This window comes from Kocuria marina (assembly GCF_000786655.1).
Taxonomy (GTDB): Bacteria; Actinomycetota; Actinomycetes; order Actinomycetales; family Micrococcaceae; genus Kocuria; species Kocuria marina_A.
Map to the genome: position 1 here is coordinate 55,431 of NZ_JROM01000011.1, position 16,475 is coordinate 71,905.

The 16,475-nt window shown below is 68.7% G+C and carries 15 protein-coding genes and 1 riboswitch; of the genes, 8 read left to right on the forward strand and 7 right to left on the reverse strand.

The window, feature by feature from the left end:
* Positions 1-22 precede the first annotated feature (22 nt).
* Positions 23-1,423, forward strand: a complete 1,401-nt coding sequence (locus tag AS25_RS01945) for an MFS transporter (protein WP_035960823.1) — start codon at positions 23-25, stop codon at positions 1,421-1,423.
* 78 nt (positions 1,424-1,501) lie between these two features.
* The gene (gene mmsB, locus AS25_RS01950; protein ID WP_035960824.1) at positions 1,502-2,422 is read left to right on the forward strand and encodes a 3-hydroxyisobutyrate dehydrogenase; all 921 of its coding nucleotides are present in this window, start codon (positions 1,502-1,504) and stop codon (positions 2,420-2,422) included.
* 79 nt (positions 2,423-2,501) lie between these two features.
* Here mmsB and AS25_RS01955 read toward each other — a convergent pair whose 3' ends face one another.
* From AS25_RS01955 to AS25_RS01980, 6 genes are all read right to left on the reverse strand, one after another.
* A complete protein-coding gene (locus AS25_RS01955; protein ID WP_035960826.1) occupies positions 2,502-3,896 on the reverse strand; it encodes a short-chain fatty acid transporter in 1,395 nt (464 codons plus the stop codon).
* Positions 3,893-4,774 (reverse strand): cytochrome c oxidase assembly protein, encoded by an 882-nt coding sequence (locus tag AS25_RS01960; protein WP_084117953.1) that lies wholly within the window; start codon positions 4,772-4,774, stop codon positions 3,893-3,895. The genes AS25_RS01955 and AS25_RS01960 overlap by 4 nt, the downstream gene beginning before the upstream one ends.
* Positions 4,774-5,298, reverse strand: coding sequence for a DUF2243 domain-containing protein (locus AS25_RS01965; RefSeq protein ID WP_035960827.1), 525 nt, complete (start codon positions 5,296-5,298; stop codon positions 4,774-4,776). The genes AS25_RS01960 and AS25_RS01965 overlap by 1 nt, the downstream gene beginning before the upstream one ends.
* Positions 5,299-5,438: 140 nt before the next feature.
* Positions 5,439-6,629 carry an acetyl-CoA C-acetyltransferase gene (locus tag AS25_RS01970; RefSeq protein ID WP_035960829.1) on the reverse strand — a complete coding sequence of 397 codons (1,191 nt, stop codon included), beginning with the start codon at positions 6,627-6,629 and terminating at the stop codon, positions 5,439-5,441.
* The gene (locus AS25_RS01975) at positions 6,626-7,303 is read right to left on the reverse strand and encodes a CoA transferase subunit B (RefSeq protein WP_035960831.1); all 678 of its coding nucleotides are present in this window, start codon (positions 7,301-7,303) and stop codon (positions 6,626-6,628) included. The genes AS25_RS01970 and AS25_RS01975 overlap by 4 nt, the downstream gene beginning before the upstream one ends.
* Positions 7,300-8,094: a CoA transferase subunit A gene (locus tag AS25_RS01980; RefSeq protein WP_052160624.1), complete on the reverse strand. Its 795-nt coding sequence runs from the start codon at positions 8,092-8,094 to the stop codon at positions 7,300-7,302. The genes AS25_RS01975 and AS25_RS01980 overlap by 4 nt, the downstream gene beginning before the upstream one ends.
* A gap of 154 nt (positions 8,095-8,248) precedes the next feature.
* Between AS25_RS01980 and AS25_RS01985 the strand changes: the two genes are divergently transcribed.
* Positions 8,249-9,052, forward strand: coding sequence for an IclR family transcriptional regulator (locus AS25_RS01985; RefSeq protein ID WP_052160625.1), 804 nt, complete (start codon positions 8,249-8,251; stop codon positions 9,050-9,052).
* Between the two features lie 118 nt (positions 9,053-9,170).
* Here the strand turns inward: AS25_RS01985 and AS25_RS01990 are convergent, their stop codons facing one another.
* The gene (locus AS25_RS01990; RefSeq protein ID WP_035960832.1) at positions 9,171-9,920 is read right to left on the reverse strand and encodes a 3-hydroxybutyrate dehydrogenase; all 750 of its coding nucleotides are present in this window, start codon (positions 9,918-9,920) and stop codon (positions 9,171-9,173) included.
* A gap of 275 nt (positions 9,921-10,195) precedes the next feature.
* A riboswitch (SAM riboswitch) is annotated at positions 10,196-10,282 on the forward strand.
* Positions 10,283-10,296: 14 nt separating this feature from the next.
* Between AS25_RS01990 and AS25_RS01995 the strand changes: the two genes are divergently transcribed.
* The 5 genes from AS25_RS01995 (at position 10,297) to AS25_RS02015 (ending at position 16,375) form a co-directional block, all read left to right on the forward strand.
* Positions 10,297-11,508 (forward strand): cobalamin-independent methionine synthase II family protein, encoded by a 1,212-nt coding sequence (locus AS25_RS01995; RefSeq protein ID WP_035960833.1) that lies wholly within the window; start codon positions 10,297-10,299, stop codon positions 11,506-11,508.
* 355 nt (positions 11,509-11,863) lie between these two features.
* Positions 11,864-13,291, forward strand: a complete 1,428-nt coding sequence (locus tag AS25_RS02000) for an MFS transporter (protein WP_035960834.1) — start codon at positions 11,864-11,866, stop codon at positions 13,289-13,291.
* Positions 13,292-13,489: 198 nt separating this feature from the next.
* Positions 13,490-14,713, forward strand: coding sequence for a thiolase family protein (locus tag AS25_RS02005; protein WP_035960835.1), 1,224 nt, complete (start codon positions 13,490-13,492; stop codon positions 14,711-14,713).
* Positions 14,714-14,792: 79 nt separating this feature from the next.
* Positions 14,793-15,512 (forward strand): enoyl-CoA hydratase/isomerase family protein, encoded by a 720-nt coding sequence (locus tag AS25_RS02010; protein ID WP_052160646.1) that lies wholly within the window; start codon positions 14,793-14,795, stop codon positions 15,510-15,512.
* Positions 15,509-16,375 carry a 3-hydroxyacyl-CoA dehydrogenase family protein gene (locus tag AS25_RS02015; RefSeq protein ID WP_035960837.1) on the forward strand — a complete coding sequence of 289 codons (867 nt, stop codon included), beginning with the start codon at positions 15,509-15,511 and terminating at the stop codon, positions 16,373-16,375. The genes AS25_RS02010 and AS25_RS02015 overlap by 4 nt, the downstream gene beginning before the upstream one ends.
* Positions 16,376-16,475: the final 100 nt, after the last annotated feature.

Here is a 16,475-nt window from a genome sequence, read left to right on the forward strand (position 1 = left end):
GGCGAAGCAGAAGGAGACCCCCATGAGCACCACGGACCAGACCACCCCATCGCCGGGTACCGGACCCGCCGCGAACGAGCAGACCCGCGGGGGCCTCAAGAAGGTGGTCGCGGCGTCGATGGCCGGCACGGTGGTCGAGTGGTACGAGTTCTTCCTGTTCGCGACCGCCTCGACCCTGGTCTTCGGTCCCCTGTTCTTCGTGGACACCGGCAACCCGCTGGACGGCATCATCAAGGCGTTCCTGGTCTACGCCGTGGGCTTCATCGCCCGCCCGCTCGGCGGCATCGTCTTCGGTCACTACGGTGACAAGTACGGCCGCAAGCACCTGCTGCAGGTCGCCATCGTCCTGGTGGGCGCCACGACCTTCCTCATGGGCTGCCTGCCCACGTTCCACCAGGTGGGCTACCTGGCCCCGGCACTGCTCGTCTTCCTGCGGTTCGCGCAGGGATTCGCCGTGGGTGGCGAATGGGGCGGCGCCGTCCTGCTCGTGGCCGAGCACTCGCCCAATAAGGAACGCGGGTTCTGGGCCAGCTGGCCCCAGGCCGCGGTCCCCCTGGGCAACCTCCTGGCCACCGTCGTGCTGCTGGTGCTGTCCCGCACGCTCTCGGACGAGCAGTTCCTGTCGTGGGGCTGGCGCGTGGGCTTCTGGCTCTCCGTGGTGATCGTGGCCGTGGGCTACTACATCCGCACCCACGTCACGGACGCCGCGATCTTCAAGGAGACCCAGCAGGAGATCATCGAGGCCAAGGGCGCGGCGTACGGCGTGGCGGAAGTGTTCCGCCGCTACCCCCGCGGCGTGTTCGGTGCCATGGGCCTGCGTTTCGCGGAGAACATCCTCTACTACATCGTCGTCACGTTCTCCATTACCTACCTGTCCACGCAGTTGAAGATGAACACCTCGAACATCCTGTTGCTCCTGCTGGTGGGGCACGTCGTCCACGCGATCGTGGTCCCGCTCGTGGGCCGGCTCTCCGACAAGGCCGGGCGGCGTCCCGTGTACGCCACCGGGGCCGCGCTGGGCATCGTCTGGGCGTTCGCGGCCTTCCCGCTGTTCAACACCCGTAACGAGTGGATCATCCTGGGCACGATCGTGGTGGGTCTCGTGATCCACGCGTTCATGTACGCCGGTCAGCCCGCGATCATGGCCGAGATGTTCCCCACCCGCATGCGCTATTCCGGCGTCTCCCTGGGCTACCAGGTCACCTCGATCATCGCGGGTTCCCTCGCGCCCATCATCGCGACGACGCTGCTGCGCCAGTTCGACTCGTGGGTCCCCATCTCCATCTACATCTCCATCGCGTGCCTGATCACGCTCTTCGCCGTGATCACGCTGCGCGAGACCCGTGGGATCTCCCTGCAGTCGGTCGACGACGCCGATCGCCGCCGCCTGGACGAAGAACGCGCCGCGCACCACGGCGCCTGAACCCCGCGACGCACGACCTCCGCAACCCTCGGGGCACGACCGACGACGCCCTCGGGGCACGACGAAAGGATCGACATCATGACCGTCATCAGCTGGATCGGACTGGGCCACATGGGATCCCCGATGTCCGCGAACTTGGTCGAAGCGGGTCACACCGTGCGCGGCTTCGACCTCGACGAGCGGGCCATGGCCACCGCGCGGGACGGCGGCGTGGAAACGTTCTCCTTCATGGCCGAAGCCCTCGAGGGTGCGGAGGTGGTGTTCACCATGCTGCCCAAGGGTGAGCACTCCCGCGCCGTCTACCTCGGGGACCAGGGGGTCCTGGCGCTCGCCCCGAAAGACGCACTGCTCATCGACAGTTCCACGATCGACGTGGAAACCGCACTGGAGCTGCACAAGGCCGCGGCGGAGAAGGGATTCGCGTTCGTGGACGCCCCGGTCTCGGGCGGGATCAGCGGTGCCGCGGCGGGAACGCTCACGTTCATGATCGGGGGCGACAAGGACACCGTGGCCCGGGCCGAGCAGGTCATCACCCCCATGGCGGGCAGGATCGTGCACACCGGCGGGCCGGGCATGGGGCAATCGGCCAAGATCGTGAACAACATGATGCTGTTCATCAATCTCGAAGCGTGTGCGGAAGGTTCCGTCCTGGCCGAACGGCTGGGTCTGGACCCGCGGGTGTTCTGGGACATCGCGTCGGTGTCCTCCGGCGATTCCTGGGCCCTGCGGACGTGGTACCCCGTCCCGGACATCGTCCCCTCGGCCGCCGCGAACAACAATTTCGAGTCCACGTTCTCCGCGGTCCTGGCCGCCAAGGACGTGGGGCTCGCGCTGTCCGCCGGTGAGCAGACGGGCGTGGACCTCCCCGCGGCCGAACTCGCGGCCCAGCGCTTCCAGCGCCTGATCGACGAGGGCTACGGGGACCTGGACTGCAGCCTGATCGTGAAGTACGCGGCCCCGGACGGCAAGGTCCAGGGCTGGAACCCGGACGAGGTCTGACACCCCGGCCACCTCAGCGAGGTGACGTCGAGCGCCGTCGTGCTCCGGGACCGCAGTGCGCCCGGAGCACGACGCGCACTCAGACCCCCGCGCCCACGACCAGCATGGTGGCGGCGAAGACGATGCCGGACACCAGCAACACCACGGTCGTGTAGCCCAGGATGTCCCGGATCTTCAGTCCCGCGATGGCCAGCAACGGCAGGGCCCAGAACGGCTGGATCATGTTCGTCCATTGATCGCCGTAGGACACCGCCATGATTACCACGGCGGGGTCCACGTCCAGGCGGGCGGCGGCATCCAACAGGATGGGCGCCTGGATGGCCACCTGTCCGCCGCCGGACGGGACGAAGAAGTTGACCAACCCGGCGGACAGGAATGCCAGCAGGCCCAGCGTCTGGGGCGATGCCACGGCGACGATCGAGTCGGAGAGCACCTGGATCAGCCCCGTGGCGGTCATGATGCCCATGATCCCGGCGTACAGGGGGAACTGCAGCAGGATGTCACCCACGTTCGACGCGGCGTTCTTGATGAGGCCCATGACCTCGAACGCATTGCGGGACAACAGGAAGATCAGCCCCAGGAACATCCAGTTCACGATGTTCAGGGTGACCGTTCCACCCCCGGCGAAGTGGATGATCAGGTAGGCCACCAGTGCCAACCCCACGAGGGTCGTGGGGATGCGGGAGGCATCCAACCGATCGGCCGGGGCCTCGATCACCGGGCGCTCGATCTCCTGTTCGGACTGGGCGAGTGCCTCGGCCGTGACCGTGTGGGACTCGGGCACGCTGCGCGGTGCCACGAGCCAGAGCGCCAGGGCCACCAGGATCAGGGTGACGACGATCGCGCTGAGATTCCACCACGAGAAAATGGTCTCCCCGATGGGAATGACGTGGCCCACCTGCTTCTCGATGAACGAGCCCGGGGTCGCAGCGGTCAGCGGGCCGGAGCCCGAATACCCCATGTGCCACACCACGAACCCGGAGAACCCGGACGCCACGAGCATCGGGAAGCTCACGGCCTGGCACCTGCGCGCGAACTCTGCGGCGACCTCCCGGGCGAGCAGACCGCCGACCACCAGGCCGAAACCCCATGTGATGAGCGAGGCCACCGCAGCGATGACGAACACGAAGACGTAGGCGCGCAGGGGTGAGCGGGGCACCGAGGCCAACTTGCCGAGACCGGCGCGCACGGGCCGGGTACTGGCCAGGGCATGACCGAGCAACAGCACCAGCGCCATCTGGGTCATGAACTCCAGCAGCCCAGACAGTCCCGTGCCCCATCCCTGGATCACGGCCACGGGCCCGGAATCGGTCAGCAGCAGGGCCATGAGGGCCACCAGGACGGTGAGGACTATGGCGAAGATCAGCGCCGAGGGGATGAACCTCTCCACGGCGGTGTTGAGCGGCCGCATCACGCGGGCCAGCGGCGGTTCGGACCGGGCGGCGGTGGCCTGCGGGGTTCCCGGGGTGCTCATGACAACGGCTCTCGATGGTGGCGAGACACGGGTGGTTCTCCGATCTGGGTCAGGGTTGGGGACATGCGATCGGTTGCCGGGCGCGGGCGCGTGGCCCGGTGGTGGCCCAGGAACAGCAGGACGATCAGCAGGACGTCCACGACGTCGCCGCCGTAGTACATGACCTGCGCGCCCACGTGGGCGTCGTGGGGCGCGACTCCCGCGGGCGGATGCGCGTAGAGCCACTTGGCCAGGACCGAGTGCGCCGCGATGAAGAGCACCAGGACCACGGCGCGCGCCCGGAAGGACGAACGATGCGGATCGGGGTCCGGTCCGGCGATGGCCGCCGTGAACACGTAGCCGGCCAGGAAAATGTGGGTGTGGACGAGCGCGTGGCCCCACGCGGAGGCGTGCATCCAGTGGAACAGCGCGGTGGTGTAGAGCAACCACAACCCTCCGGCATTGAGGACCGCCGCCACCACGGGGTGGGTGACCCAGCGGATGACCGGGAACCGCAGCACCCGCGTGACCCGGCGGGCCCCGGCGGTGGACAGCCCGCGCAGCGCCACCCGCACGGGCGAGCCCAGTACGAGCAGCAGGGGTCCGAGCATCCCCACCAGCAGGTGCCCCACCATATGGGCGGTGAAGCTGGTGTGCCCGGCGTGGGCGAGGGGTCCCATGAGGCCCGCTCCCACGCACAGCAGACCGACGTAGAAACTCACGGGACGCCACGGACCCGGCCCCGTCCTGTGACGGCCCGACCACAGCAACCACCCGTACCCTGCGGCGGCCAGCACCAACACCACCACGACCAGCCACTCGAACACGGGCCATTCGACGGAGGCCGCGGTCTCCGCGTGGTGCATGTGATCCGCGTGGTGGGCGTGGTCCGAGGACATCAGCGGGCCCGGTAGGCCCGCGCGCCGCGCCGCAGCACCAGGAACCCGATGAGCATGAGGATCACCGCGGTGCCGTTCCACACCAGGTCGTACGGCAGGATGTCCACGCCGTAGCGGATCTGGTGGATGCCCAGCAGCTTGTGGTCCACGATGCCGTCGAAGAGCTGGAAGATCCCCACGCCCAGGATCACGGCCCCGATCCAGTGGGGCCAGTGCACCCCACCGCGGCGGCGCACGTCAGCGAGCAGGAACAGACCCCAGATGGTGATGAACCACCCGAAGGCGTGGAAGAACCCGTCCGTCACGAGGGCCACCTCGTGTGTGGAGAGGTCGTAGAAGTGATGCCACTGCAGGCCCAGGTGGAAGATGAACAGGTCGATCATGGAGGCCGCGATACCGCACCCGAACAGGAACCCGGACAGCGCTGCCCGCTTACGGGTGCGCCGGGGGTCCGGCGCGGGCCCGCCCGCTGATCCAGGGCCCTCCGACGATGTCGAGTCCGGTGTGGATGCCGTGTGCGCCATGGTTCCTCCTGAATCGATCCGATCAGCCGGTCCGCTCGCCCCGGCTAGCACCTGGGCCGGTCAGCCGGCTCGAGCCGGGCCGCCCCTGGTGCGGGTCACGCCCGCCCGGGTCCGGGACGGGCGTGGCCCACCTGCAGGGCTCAACGGCTCAACAACAACGCCTCACCCTGACCGCCGCCACCGCACAGGGACACGGCGGCCTTGCCGGAACCGCGCCGTGCCAGCTCCATAGCTGCATGCAGCGCGATCCGCGCACCCGAGGCCCCCACGGGGTGGCCCAGGGCGATCGCGCCACCGTGGATGTTGACCTTCTCGGGGTCCACGCCCAGGTCGCGCACCGACTGCACGGCCACGGCCGCGAAGGCCTCGTTGATCTCGATGAAGTCCAGATCCTCCAGGGTCCAGTCGGACCGCGAGAGCGCGTGCTCGATGGCCCGGGAGGGCTGGGAATGCAGGGAGGTGTCCGGGCCGGCCACCTGACCGGGCTTGCCCACCACGGCGAGCCACTCGAGTCCGTGCTCCTCCGCGTAGCCGCGCGTGGTCAGCACGAGAGCCGCAGCGCCGTCGGAAATGGGGGACGAGTTGCCCGCGGTGATGGCGCCGTCCTTCGTGAAGGCGGGGCGCAGCTTGCCGAGGCCCTCCGCGGTGGAGTCCGGGCGCACGCCCTGGTCCTCGGACACCGTGATCGGGTCGCCCTTGCGCTGGGGCACCTCGATGGGTGCGATCTCGTCCGCGAAGATCCCGTCCTGCTGGGCCTTGCCCGCGAGCTGGTGGCTGCGCGCGGCCACCGCGTCCTGCTCGGCGCGGTCGATCTGGCGCTCGCCGTTGCCGGACTCGGTGAGCTCGCCCATGGGCACGCCTTTCTCCACGTCCACGAGACCGTCGTGCGCGAGCGAGTCCGCGAGCCGCATGTCCCCGTAGGGCTTGCCCTTGCGGGCGCCCAGGGCCAGGTGCGGCGCGTTGGTCATGGATTCCATCCCGCCGGCCACGACGACGTCCGCCTCACCCAGGCGCAGCATCCGCGCCGCTTCCGTGACGGCCACCAGACCGGACAGGCACACCTTGTTCAGGGCGGCCGCCGGGACGGTCTTGGGCAGTCCTGCCTTCACCGCGGCCTGCTTGGCCGGGTTCTGCCCGGTACCCGCCTGCACCACGTTGCCCATGTAGACGTAATCGACGTCCTCGGGGGAGATCCCCGCGCGCTGCACGGCGTGCTTGATCGCGTGCGCGCCCAGGTCCACGGCGCTCAGGTCCGCGAGCGCGCCCAGCAGTTTGCCCTGGGGGGTGCGCGCTCCGTTGACGATCACCACGTCATTGGCGTTCTCTGTCATTTCTCCTCCTGTACGGGCACGGAGTCCGGGGTGACGTCCACGAGCTCAACCCGGTATTCGGCCTCGGTCTTGGCTGCTACTTCATCTTCGGTCACACCCGGGGCGAGGGTCCGCAACACCAGCCCGTGTTCCTCCACGTCGAAGACGCACAGGTCGGTGATGATGCGGTCCACGACCCCGACACCGGTCAGGGGCAGATCGCACTCCCGCTTGAGCTTGGCGGAGCCGTCCTTGGCGACGTGTTCCGTCAAGACCAGCACACGAGGTGCTCCGGCCACAAGGTCCATGGCCCCGCCCATTCCCTTGACCATCTTGCCGGGAATCATCCAGTTGGCCAGGTCGCCGCGCTGCGAGACCTGCATGGCCCCCAGGATCGCCATCTTCACGTGGCCACCGCGGATCATCGCGAAGGACATCGCGGAGTCGAAGATCGCGGCCCCCGGCTGCAGGGTGATCGTCTGCTTCCCGGCATTGATCAGGTCCGGGTCCTCGTCCCCCTCGTACGGGAACGGGCCCATGCCCAGCGCCCCGTTCTCGGTCTGCAGCACCACGCTCACGCCCTCGGGCAGGTTGTTCGCCACGAGGGTCGGGATCCCGATGCCCAGGTTCACGTAGTCGCCGTCATGCAGTTCCGACGCCGCAATGGCCGCCATCTCGTCACGCGTCCAGCTCATGCCACCGCTCCTTCCGCTCCGCCGTTGCCCGCGCCCCGGGCGGCACCACCGCCGGTCCGCTCGTCCGTTCCGCCCTCCGACGACGACGCCGCGGGCCTCGGTCGCGTGGTGCGCTGCTCGATCTCCTTGGGCGCCCCCGAGTACTGCACCACGTGCTGCACGAAGACCCCGGGGGTCACGATGTGGTCCGGGTCCAACTCACCCGGGGCCACGACCTCCTCGACCTCCGCGAACGTGATCCGCGCGGCCGTGGCGCACACCGGGTTGAAGTTGCGCGAGGTCCGTCGGTAGATCAGGTTGCCGTCCGTGTCCCCGCGCCACGCGTGCACCAGGGCGATGTCCGCGACGATCCCGCGTTCCAGGACGTAGGTGCGCCCGTCGAACTCCGCGGTGGGCTTGCCCTCGGCCACGAGTGTGCCCACACCGGTGGCGGTGTAGAACGCGGGGATCCCCGCACCGCCCGCGCGCAGCCGTTCGGCGAGCGTGCCCTGCGGGTTGAACTCGACCTCGAGCTCCCCCTCCAGGTACTGGCGGGCGAACTCCTTGTTCTCCCCCACGTACGAGGACAGCACCTTGCTCACCTGCTTGTTCTCCAGCAGCAGGCCGAGTCCCTTACCGTCCACGCCCATGTTGTTGGACACCACGGTCAGGTCCTTGGCCCCGTTGTCCCGGACCGCTTCGATGAGGTCCCGCGGGATCCCGGACAGCCCGAAACCGCCCACCGCCACGGTCATCCCGTCCCGCAGCGTCTCGGCGAGCAACTCGGCCACGTTGTCCCTGAGTTTGGACATGGTCACCCCTCAACTGTGTGTGATCTGCCTCTCAGGCTAGGAAGTGACCACATCCTGGTCAACGCTTCATCCGTAATGGGCGGTGAAGGAATCACAATCTGGAAAACTATCGCTAGTCTGTCCATATTGTGAACGCCTCGACGCAGGAGCCCGCATGACCCCGCAGAACCCCCGGAACCCGCAGCCCTCCCCGCAGGGCACGCAGGTGGTCTCCCGGATCGCCGCGATCCTCCAGGCCGTGGCGTCCGGGGAGTCGGCCGGATCCACCGCGGCCATCGCCCACCGCACGGGGCTGACCCGGCCCACCGCGCACCGGTTACTCGCAGCACTCGCCGCCGAGGGACTCGTGGACCGTACGGAGGACGGCAACTGGGCTCTGGGCCCCGAACTGCACATCCTGGGAACGGTGGCCGCCCAGCGTTATCCCGCCCAGGACCTCGCGACCCCGTGTCTGCAGCGGCTCGCGGAGGCCACGGGCGAGTCCGCGTTCTTCTCCGCCCGCCGTGGCAACGAGGTCATCTGCCTGGCACGGGTGGAGGGAGCGTTCCCGGTGCGCTCGCACGTGCTCTACGAGGGCCTGCGGTTGCCGCTGGGTGTGGCCTCCGCGGGGCTCGCGATCCTCGGTCACCTACCCCCGGACCAACTCGAGAACGCCCTCGCGGACACCCGGGAGGAGCGGACGCGGCTCGGCCCACAGCACGACGACGCCCACGTCCGCCGCCTCGTCGCCCAGGTCCGGGAGGACGGCTGGTCCCTGAACCCCGGTCGGATCGTGGAGGGCTCGTGGGGCATGGCGGCCGCGGTGTTCGACGCGACCGGCCAACCCCGCTACGCGCTCTCCCTGACGGGGATCGAACCCCGGTTCACCGCGGAACGCAGGCCCCGCCTCGGGGCGGCATTGCTGGACCAGGCCCACAGGCTCTCCACGGCGCTGCGCACGGGGGCCACGACCGTGTGAACCGGGCGCAGCGGCGTCCCTGAGGGCCTGGGAACATCTGTGCTTCGATACGCACCGTTTTCGGCGATTTCCTGTGCGTTCCGCAGCAGGGATGTTCACCCGGTGCGGCGCCCGCGGGTCAGGACGCCGTCCAGCCACCGTCCATCGTGTAGGCCGCACCCGTGACCATGCCCGCGGACGGGCCGGCCAGGAACGCGATGAGCTCGCCGACCTCCTCGGGTTCCACGAGGCGCTTGATCGCGGACTCGGTGAGCATGATCTTCTCGATCACCTGGTCCTCGGGGATCCCGTGGGTCGCGGCCTGGTCCTTGATCTGCTTGTCCACGAGCGGGGTGTGCACGTAGCTGGGGTTGACGCAGTTGCTGGTCACACCGTGCTCGGCACCCTCCAGGGCCACGGTCTTGGACAGCCCCTCGAGCCCGTGCTTGGCCGTGACGTACGCGGATTTGTACGCGGAGGCGCGCAGACCGTGGATCGAGGAGACGTTGATGATCCGACCCCACCCGCGCTCGTACATGTGCGGCAGTGCGGCGCGGATCAGCAGGAAGGGGGCCTCGAGCATGAGCGTGAGGATGCGGTGGAAGTCCGCCGGGTCGAAGTCCTGGATGGGAGCCACCTTCTGGATCCCCGCGTTATTGACCAGGATGTCCACGTCCAGGCTCAGTTCGGCGAGCGCGGCGGTGTCCGAGAGGTCCACGACCCAGGCTTCCCCGCCCACCTCGGTGGCGGTTTTCTGAGCGGCTTCCTCATTGATGTCCGCGACGACCACATGGGCGCCGCGGTCCGCGAACGCCTGCACGGCCGCACGGCCGATCCCGCTGGCCCCACCGGTGACCAGTGCCTTCTTCCCCTCGAGTGATTGCTCCATGACAGCCTCCTTGGGCGTGGACGGTTCTCCTACCGCGTCACGCTACGCCCAGGGGGCCACCGGGTCACGGCCCGACCCGGGTGACCCCACCGAACCGCCCGGTCACGATTCGGAACGGGTGGCGCGAGCGGTTGCGTGTCGCCGGAGCCCCCGGTGACCCCAGCCCGAGGGGACGGGGCCCGAGGAACCCGGGGAGCGGCGTCGTCGTCCGACACGTCACGACGCCGCGCGCCACGAATGGCGTCCGCTCCTCACGATGCTGTTGGATGGAGCAGTACCCATCCAGAGCGGCCGAGAGATCTGGCTCGTGGAAGCCGCAGCAACCGGGGTGACACCGGTGCTAACGCCAGAACCGATGGAAAGGAACAGCACAGCCATGCCCTTGAACACCGATCGCATCCAGACCACCCACGTGGGGTCCCTCCCCCGCACACCGCAGTTGCTCGAGGCCAACAACCGCTTCCAGGCCGGGGAGATCGACCTGGCGCAGCTGGGTGAGGCGCTGGACGCCGGGGTGATCGACGTCGTGCGCAAGCAGCGGGAGATCGGCCTGGACATCGTCAACGACGGCGAGTACGGCCACACCACGTCCGGCGCCGTGGACTACGGGGCCTGGTGGAACTATTCCTTCCACCGCCTGGGCGGACTGACCCCCACGGACGAGGACCGCTGGCAGACGGCGGAGACGCGCCGGTCGTCGCCGGGCAACATCGTGCTCACGAGCTTCCCGGACCGCCGCGACCGCTCCAAGTTCCGGGAGGCCTACGAGGATCCCACGGCCGGGGTCCTCGCCCACCGCGCAAGCGTGTCCCAGCCCAAGATCACGGGGCCGCTGACCTACACGGGTCAGGACGCCGTGGCCGGCGACATCCGCCGGATCAAGGACGCCATGGCCGAGACCGGTGCCACGCAGGGGTTCGTGGCGGCGCTGTCCCCCGGTTCGTGCGCCCGCGTGAAGAACGAGTACTACAAGAGCGACGAGGAACTGGTCTACGCGTGCGCGGACGCGATGCGTGAGGAGTACAAGGCCATCACGGACGCCGGGTTGATCGTGCAGATCGACGACCCCTCGATCGCCGAGTCCTGGGACCAGATCAACCCCGAGCCCACCGTGGAGGATTACCTGGCCTTCACCCAGCTGCGCGTGGACGCCCTGAACTACGCGCTGCGCGACCTGCCCGAGGAGCAGATCCGCTTCCACCTGTGCTGGGGATCGTGGCACGGCCCGCACACCACCGACCTCGAGTTCAAGTACCTCGTGGACCTCATGCTCACCATCCGCGCGCAGGGCTACAGCTTCGAGGCGTCCAGCCCGCGCCACGGCCACGAGTGGAAGGTCTGGAAGGACCACCAGCTGCCCGAGGGCAAGGTGGTCTACCCCGGTTTCGTCTCCCACTCGACCAACGTGGTGGAGCACCCCGAGCTCGTGGCGGACCGGATCGAGCAGTACGCGTCCGTGGTGGGCAAGGAGAACGTGATCGCGTCCACGGACTGCGGTCTGGGCGGTCGGTTGCACCCGCAGATCGCCCTGGCCAAGCTCGAGTCCCTCGTGGAGGGTGCGCGGATCGCGTCCGAGCGCCTGTTCTGATCAGGCCGCGCGGCTGATCCTGCCGCTTTTAGTCCCACCGCGTCGCTGGCCGTTCCGGTTCCCTGAGCTTCCCGGACGACGACGCCGCCCGCCCCCTTCCGCTGCACCCGCACCTTCCACGGTGCTGCACGGCGGGAGGGGGCGTCGTCGTGTCATGAACGCGTCACAACGGCCCACATGCCGCCCGCCCGGGTGAACGGCCCGGAAAAAAATATACGATTTAATACACGAAACGCGTGACGCGCTTCACATTCTCTCGTACACTTCTTTCAAGACCAATCGGTCGGTTATTCCCCTGATCCACTCCGCCACTGGCACCCCACGGACCCCGCGTCCGCCGATCCTGGAGACCCACATGGCATCCACCACCTCAGCGCCCGCTCAGCCGGCGCACACCATGACCCGAGAAGAACGCAAGGTCCTTGCGGGCACGCTCGTGGGCACCACCATCGAGTGGTACGACTTCTTCATCTACGCGCAGGCGGCCGCCTTCATCCTGGCCGCCCACTTCTTCAACCCGTTGGGTGAGGAGAACGCGCAGCTCGCACAGATCGTCGCCTGGGCGTCCCTGGGCATCAGCTTCCTGTTCCGCCCCCTGGGCGCGATCGTGGCCGGTCACATCGGTGACAAGTACGGCCGCAAGATCACTCTGGTCATGACCCTGTTCGGGATGGGTGCAGCCACCACGTTGATCGGCCTGCTGCCCACGTACGAGCAGATCGGTATCGTGGCCCCCATCTTCCTGATCGTCCTGCGCATCCTGCAGGGTTTCTCCGCGGGTGGTGAGTGGGGCGGTGCGGCCCTGATGTCCGTGGAGCACGCGCCCGTGAACAAGCGCGGCTTCTTCGGCGCCTACCCCCAGATCGGCGTGCCCCTGGGCATGCTGTTGGCCACCCTGTTCATGTTCGGCCTGAGCACCATCCTGACCCCCGAGCAGTTCGAGTCCTGGGGCTGGCGCGTTCCGTTCCTGTTCTCCATCGTGCTGATCTTCGTGGGTTGGCTCATCCGCCGCTCCGTGGACGAGTCCCCCGTGTTCCTGGAGATGCGCCAGCGCGCCAAGGAGTCCTCCGCTCCCCTGGGCCAGCTGTTCCGGACCAACTCCCCGCAGGTCATCCTGGCCGCGCTGATCTTCGCCGCCAACAATGCCGCGGGCTACCTGGTCATCGCGTTCTTCGCGTCCTACGGCACCAAGGCCCTGGGGATGTCCCGTCCCGAGACGCTGATCGCCACGCTCGTAGGCGGCGTCGGGTGGCTCATCTTCACGATGTTCGGCGGGTGGATCTCGGACAAGATCGGGCGCAAGCTCACGTTCCAGATCGGCTACGGCATCATCATCCTGTGGGCCATCCCCATGTGGTGGATGCTCAACACGGCGTCCCTGCCCCTGTTCGCGGCCGCGATCTTCATCCTGACGATCGGCCTGGGCCCGTCCTACGGTCCGCAGTCCGCCATGTACGCCGAGATGTTCCCGGCCCGCATCCGCTACTCGGGTGTCTCGATCGGTTACGCCCTGGGTTCGATCATCGGTGGCGCGTTCGCCCCCATGATCGCCCAGCTGCTGCTCAACCGCACCGGTGCGGCGTGGACCATCGGCCTGTACATCTCCTTGATCTCGCTCGTGTCCTTCATCGCGGTCTCCTTCGTCAAGAAGTCGGACCAGGGCAAGGACCTGCACGTCGCGGAGGTGCACCAGGAGTACGTCCGGGCGCACCCGGACGAGATCGTTCCCCCGGTGGCCGGCGAGCCCGAGACCACCGCTCCTGCGCGCACCCGCCGCCACTGATCCGCGGCACACGAACCGTCCGTCCCGGCCTCTGATTCGTCGGAGGTCACGACGGCGCACGGCGGGCCCGGCAGCCACACGGTTGCCGGGCCCGTCGCACTTTTCCCCGCGTGACCGTCATCAATTGACGTGGCTCACATGATCGGGGAACCTTTGCAGTGAACGATCGGTCAGTTATTGCCCCACTTAGGAGTTGCCATGTCCTCGATGCCGCAAGCCTTCCTCGTCGGAGGGGCGCGAACCCCCGTGGGTCGTTACGGCGGTGCCCTGTCCTCGGTGCGCCCGGACGACATGGCCGCACTGTGCATCCGTTCCGTCGTGGAGGACGCCGGCATCGATTCCGCGCTCGTCGACGAGGTGATCCTGGGCAACGCCAACGGCGCCGGTGAGGAGAACCGCAACGTCGCCCGGATGGCGTGGCTGCTCAACGGTTACCCGGACACGGTCCCCGGCATCACCGTCAACCGGTTGTGCGCCTCGGGGATGTCCGCGATCACGATCGCGTCCCAGATGATCAAGTCCGGGGCCGCGGACATCGTGGTCGCCGGTGGCGTGGAGTCCATGTCCCGCGCGCCCTGGGTCATGGAGAAGCCCCGCACGGCGTTCGCCAAGCCCGGGGAGGTCTTCGACACCTCGATCGGGTGGCGGTTCGTGAACCCCGCGTTCGTGGAGGGCCCGCTCTCGCGGGACGGCAAGGCCACCTACTCGATGCCCGAGACGGCCGAGGAGGTCGCCCGGGTGGACGGGATCTCCCGCGAGGACGCGGACGTCTTCGCCGCCCGGTCGCACGAGAAGGCCCTGGCCGCGATCCGCGCCGGTCATTTCGATTCCGAGATCGTGCCCGTGGAGGTCCACGGGCGCAAGGGTGCGGTCACGGTCGTGGACACGGACGAGGGCCCCCGCGAGGGATCCACCCCCGAGGTGCTCGCCAAGCTGCGCCCCGTGGTCAAGGGCGGTTCCGTGGTCACCGCAGGCAACTCGTCGTCGCTCAACGACGGTGCCTCCGCCGTGATCGTGGCCAGCGAGCGGGCCGTGACGAAGTACGGGCTCAACGCCCGAGGCCGCGTGGTCGACGGCGCCTCCGCCGGTCTCGCCCCCGAGATCATGGGCCTGGGCCCGGTGCCCGCGTCCGAGAAGGTCCTGGAGCGCGCCGGTTGGAGCGTGGGCGATCTGGGATCCGTGGAGATCAACGAGGCGTTCGCGACCCAGTCGCTCGCGTCGATCCGCCGGCTCGGCCTGGACCCGGAGATCGTCAACCGGGACGGCGGGGCCATCGCCCTGGGTCATCCCCTGGGTTCCTCGGGTTCGCGCATCGTCATCACCCTGCTGGGCCGCATGGAGCGGGAGCAGACCGCCAAGGGCCTGGCCACCATGTGCATCGGCGTGGGTCAGGGTGCCGCACTGCTCGTGGAGCGGGTGTGATCCGGCCGTGACCCAGCACGACACCCCCGAGTGGGCCGCGCACTTCACGGCCCTGCGCATCACCGAGACCCCGAACCGCATGCACGTGGCCCTGGACCGCCCCGCGGTGCGCAACGCCATCGACGAGGTCATGGTGGACGAGCTGCACGCCGTGTGCGCCCGCCTGGAACACGATCCCCGCATCATGATCCTGAGCGGCACGCACGTGAACGGGAAGGGGATCTTCGCGTCCGGTGCGGACATCGCGCAACTGCGCGAGCGGCGTCGTGAGGACGCCCTGCGCGGCGTGAACTCTCAGCTGTTCGACCGGGTCGCCAAGCTGCCCATGCCCGTGATCGCGGCCCTGGACGGCTACGCGCTGGGCGGGGGCGCGGAACTCGCGTGGGCCGCGGATTTCCGGATCGGCACGCCGCGGGTCAAGGTGGGCCAGCCCGAGACCGGCCTGGGCATCATCGCCGCCGCGGGGGCCCTGTGGCGGCTGCGGGAACTGGCCGGTGAGGCGCTCGCCAAGGACATCCTGCTGGCCGGGCGGATCCTCTCCGCGCAGGAGGCCCTGGAGGCCCACCTGATCACCGAGATCCACGAACCGGACGAGCTGCTGGCCGCGGCGGACGCGCTGGCCGATCGCATCGCCGCGCAGGACCCCTTGGCCGTGCGCGTGTCCAAGCGCGTGTTCGCCATGCCGCGCGAGGCGCACCCCCACGTGGACGAACTCGCGCAGGCCATCCTGTTCGAGTCGCAGGCCAAATTCGACCGCATGCAAGCGTTCCTGGACCGCAAGAAGGAGCCCAAGAAATGACCGAGAACACCACCGCAGCCGTCCCCTCCCGCGTGGGAGTCCTGGGAGGCGGGCGCATGGGCGCGGGGATCGCCCACGCGTTCCTGATCTCCGGTGCGCGCGTGACCGTGGTGGAGGTGGACGGGCCGGCCGCGGAGAGCGCCAAGGAGCGGGTGGAATCCGATCTCGCCAAGTCCCTCGAGCGCGGGAAGATCGACGGCAACCTGGACACCTGGACCCAGAACTTCGCCGTGAGCGTGGACTACGCGGACTTCGCGGACTGCGAGCTCGTGATCGAGGCCGTTCCCGAGATCTGGGACCTCAAGGTCTCCTCCCTCCAGCGGGTCGAGGAGAACCTGTCCGAGACGGCGTGGCTGGCCACCAACACGTCCTCGCTGTCCGTGGACGGGCTCGCCGATGAGCTCCAGCGCCCCGAGCGGTTCTGCGGCATGCACTTCTTCAACCCCGTGCCCGCCTCCAAGCTCGTGGAGATCGTGATCGGGCGCAAGACCGGTCAAGAAATGAAAGAGCTGACCCTGCAGTGGGTCGCGGGCATCGGCAAGACGCCGGTCACCGTGAACGACGCCCCCGGCTTCGCGTCCTCCCGGCTCGGGCTGGCCCTGGGCCTCGAGGCCATCCGCATGGTCGAGGAGGGTGTGGCGTCCGCGGAGGACATCGACAACGCCATGGTCCTGGGCTACAAGCACCCCGTGGGCCCGCTCGCCCTCACGGACATCGTGGGCCTGGACGTGCGCCTGGGGATCGCGGAGTACCTCGAATCCACGCTCGGTCCCCGCTTCGCCCCGCCCCAGCTCATGCGGGACATGGTCGAGCGCGGCGAACTGGGCCGCAAGTCCGGCAAGGGGTTCTACGACTACTCCTGAGCGCGTGCGCGGCCGTACTCGTCGCGGGCCGGGTGCGGGTCGGCTGTTCCGGGCGTCGAACCCCTTCTGACCTGGGGTTCGACGACGCCGCGGGGCCGCC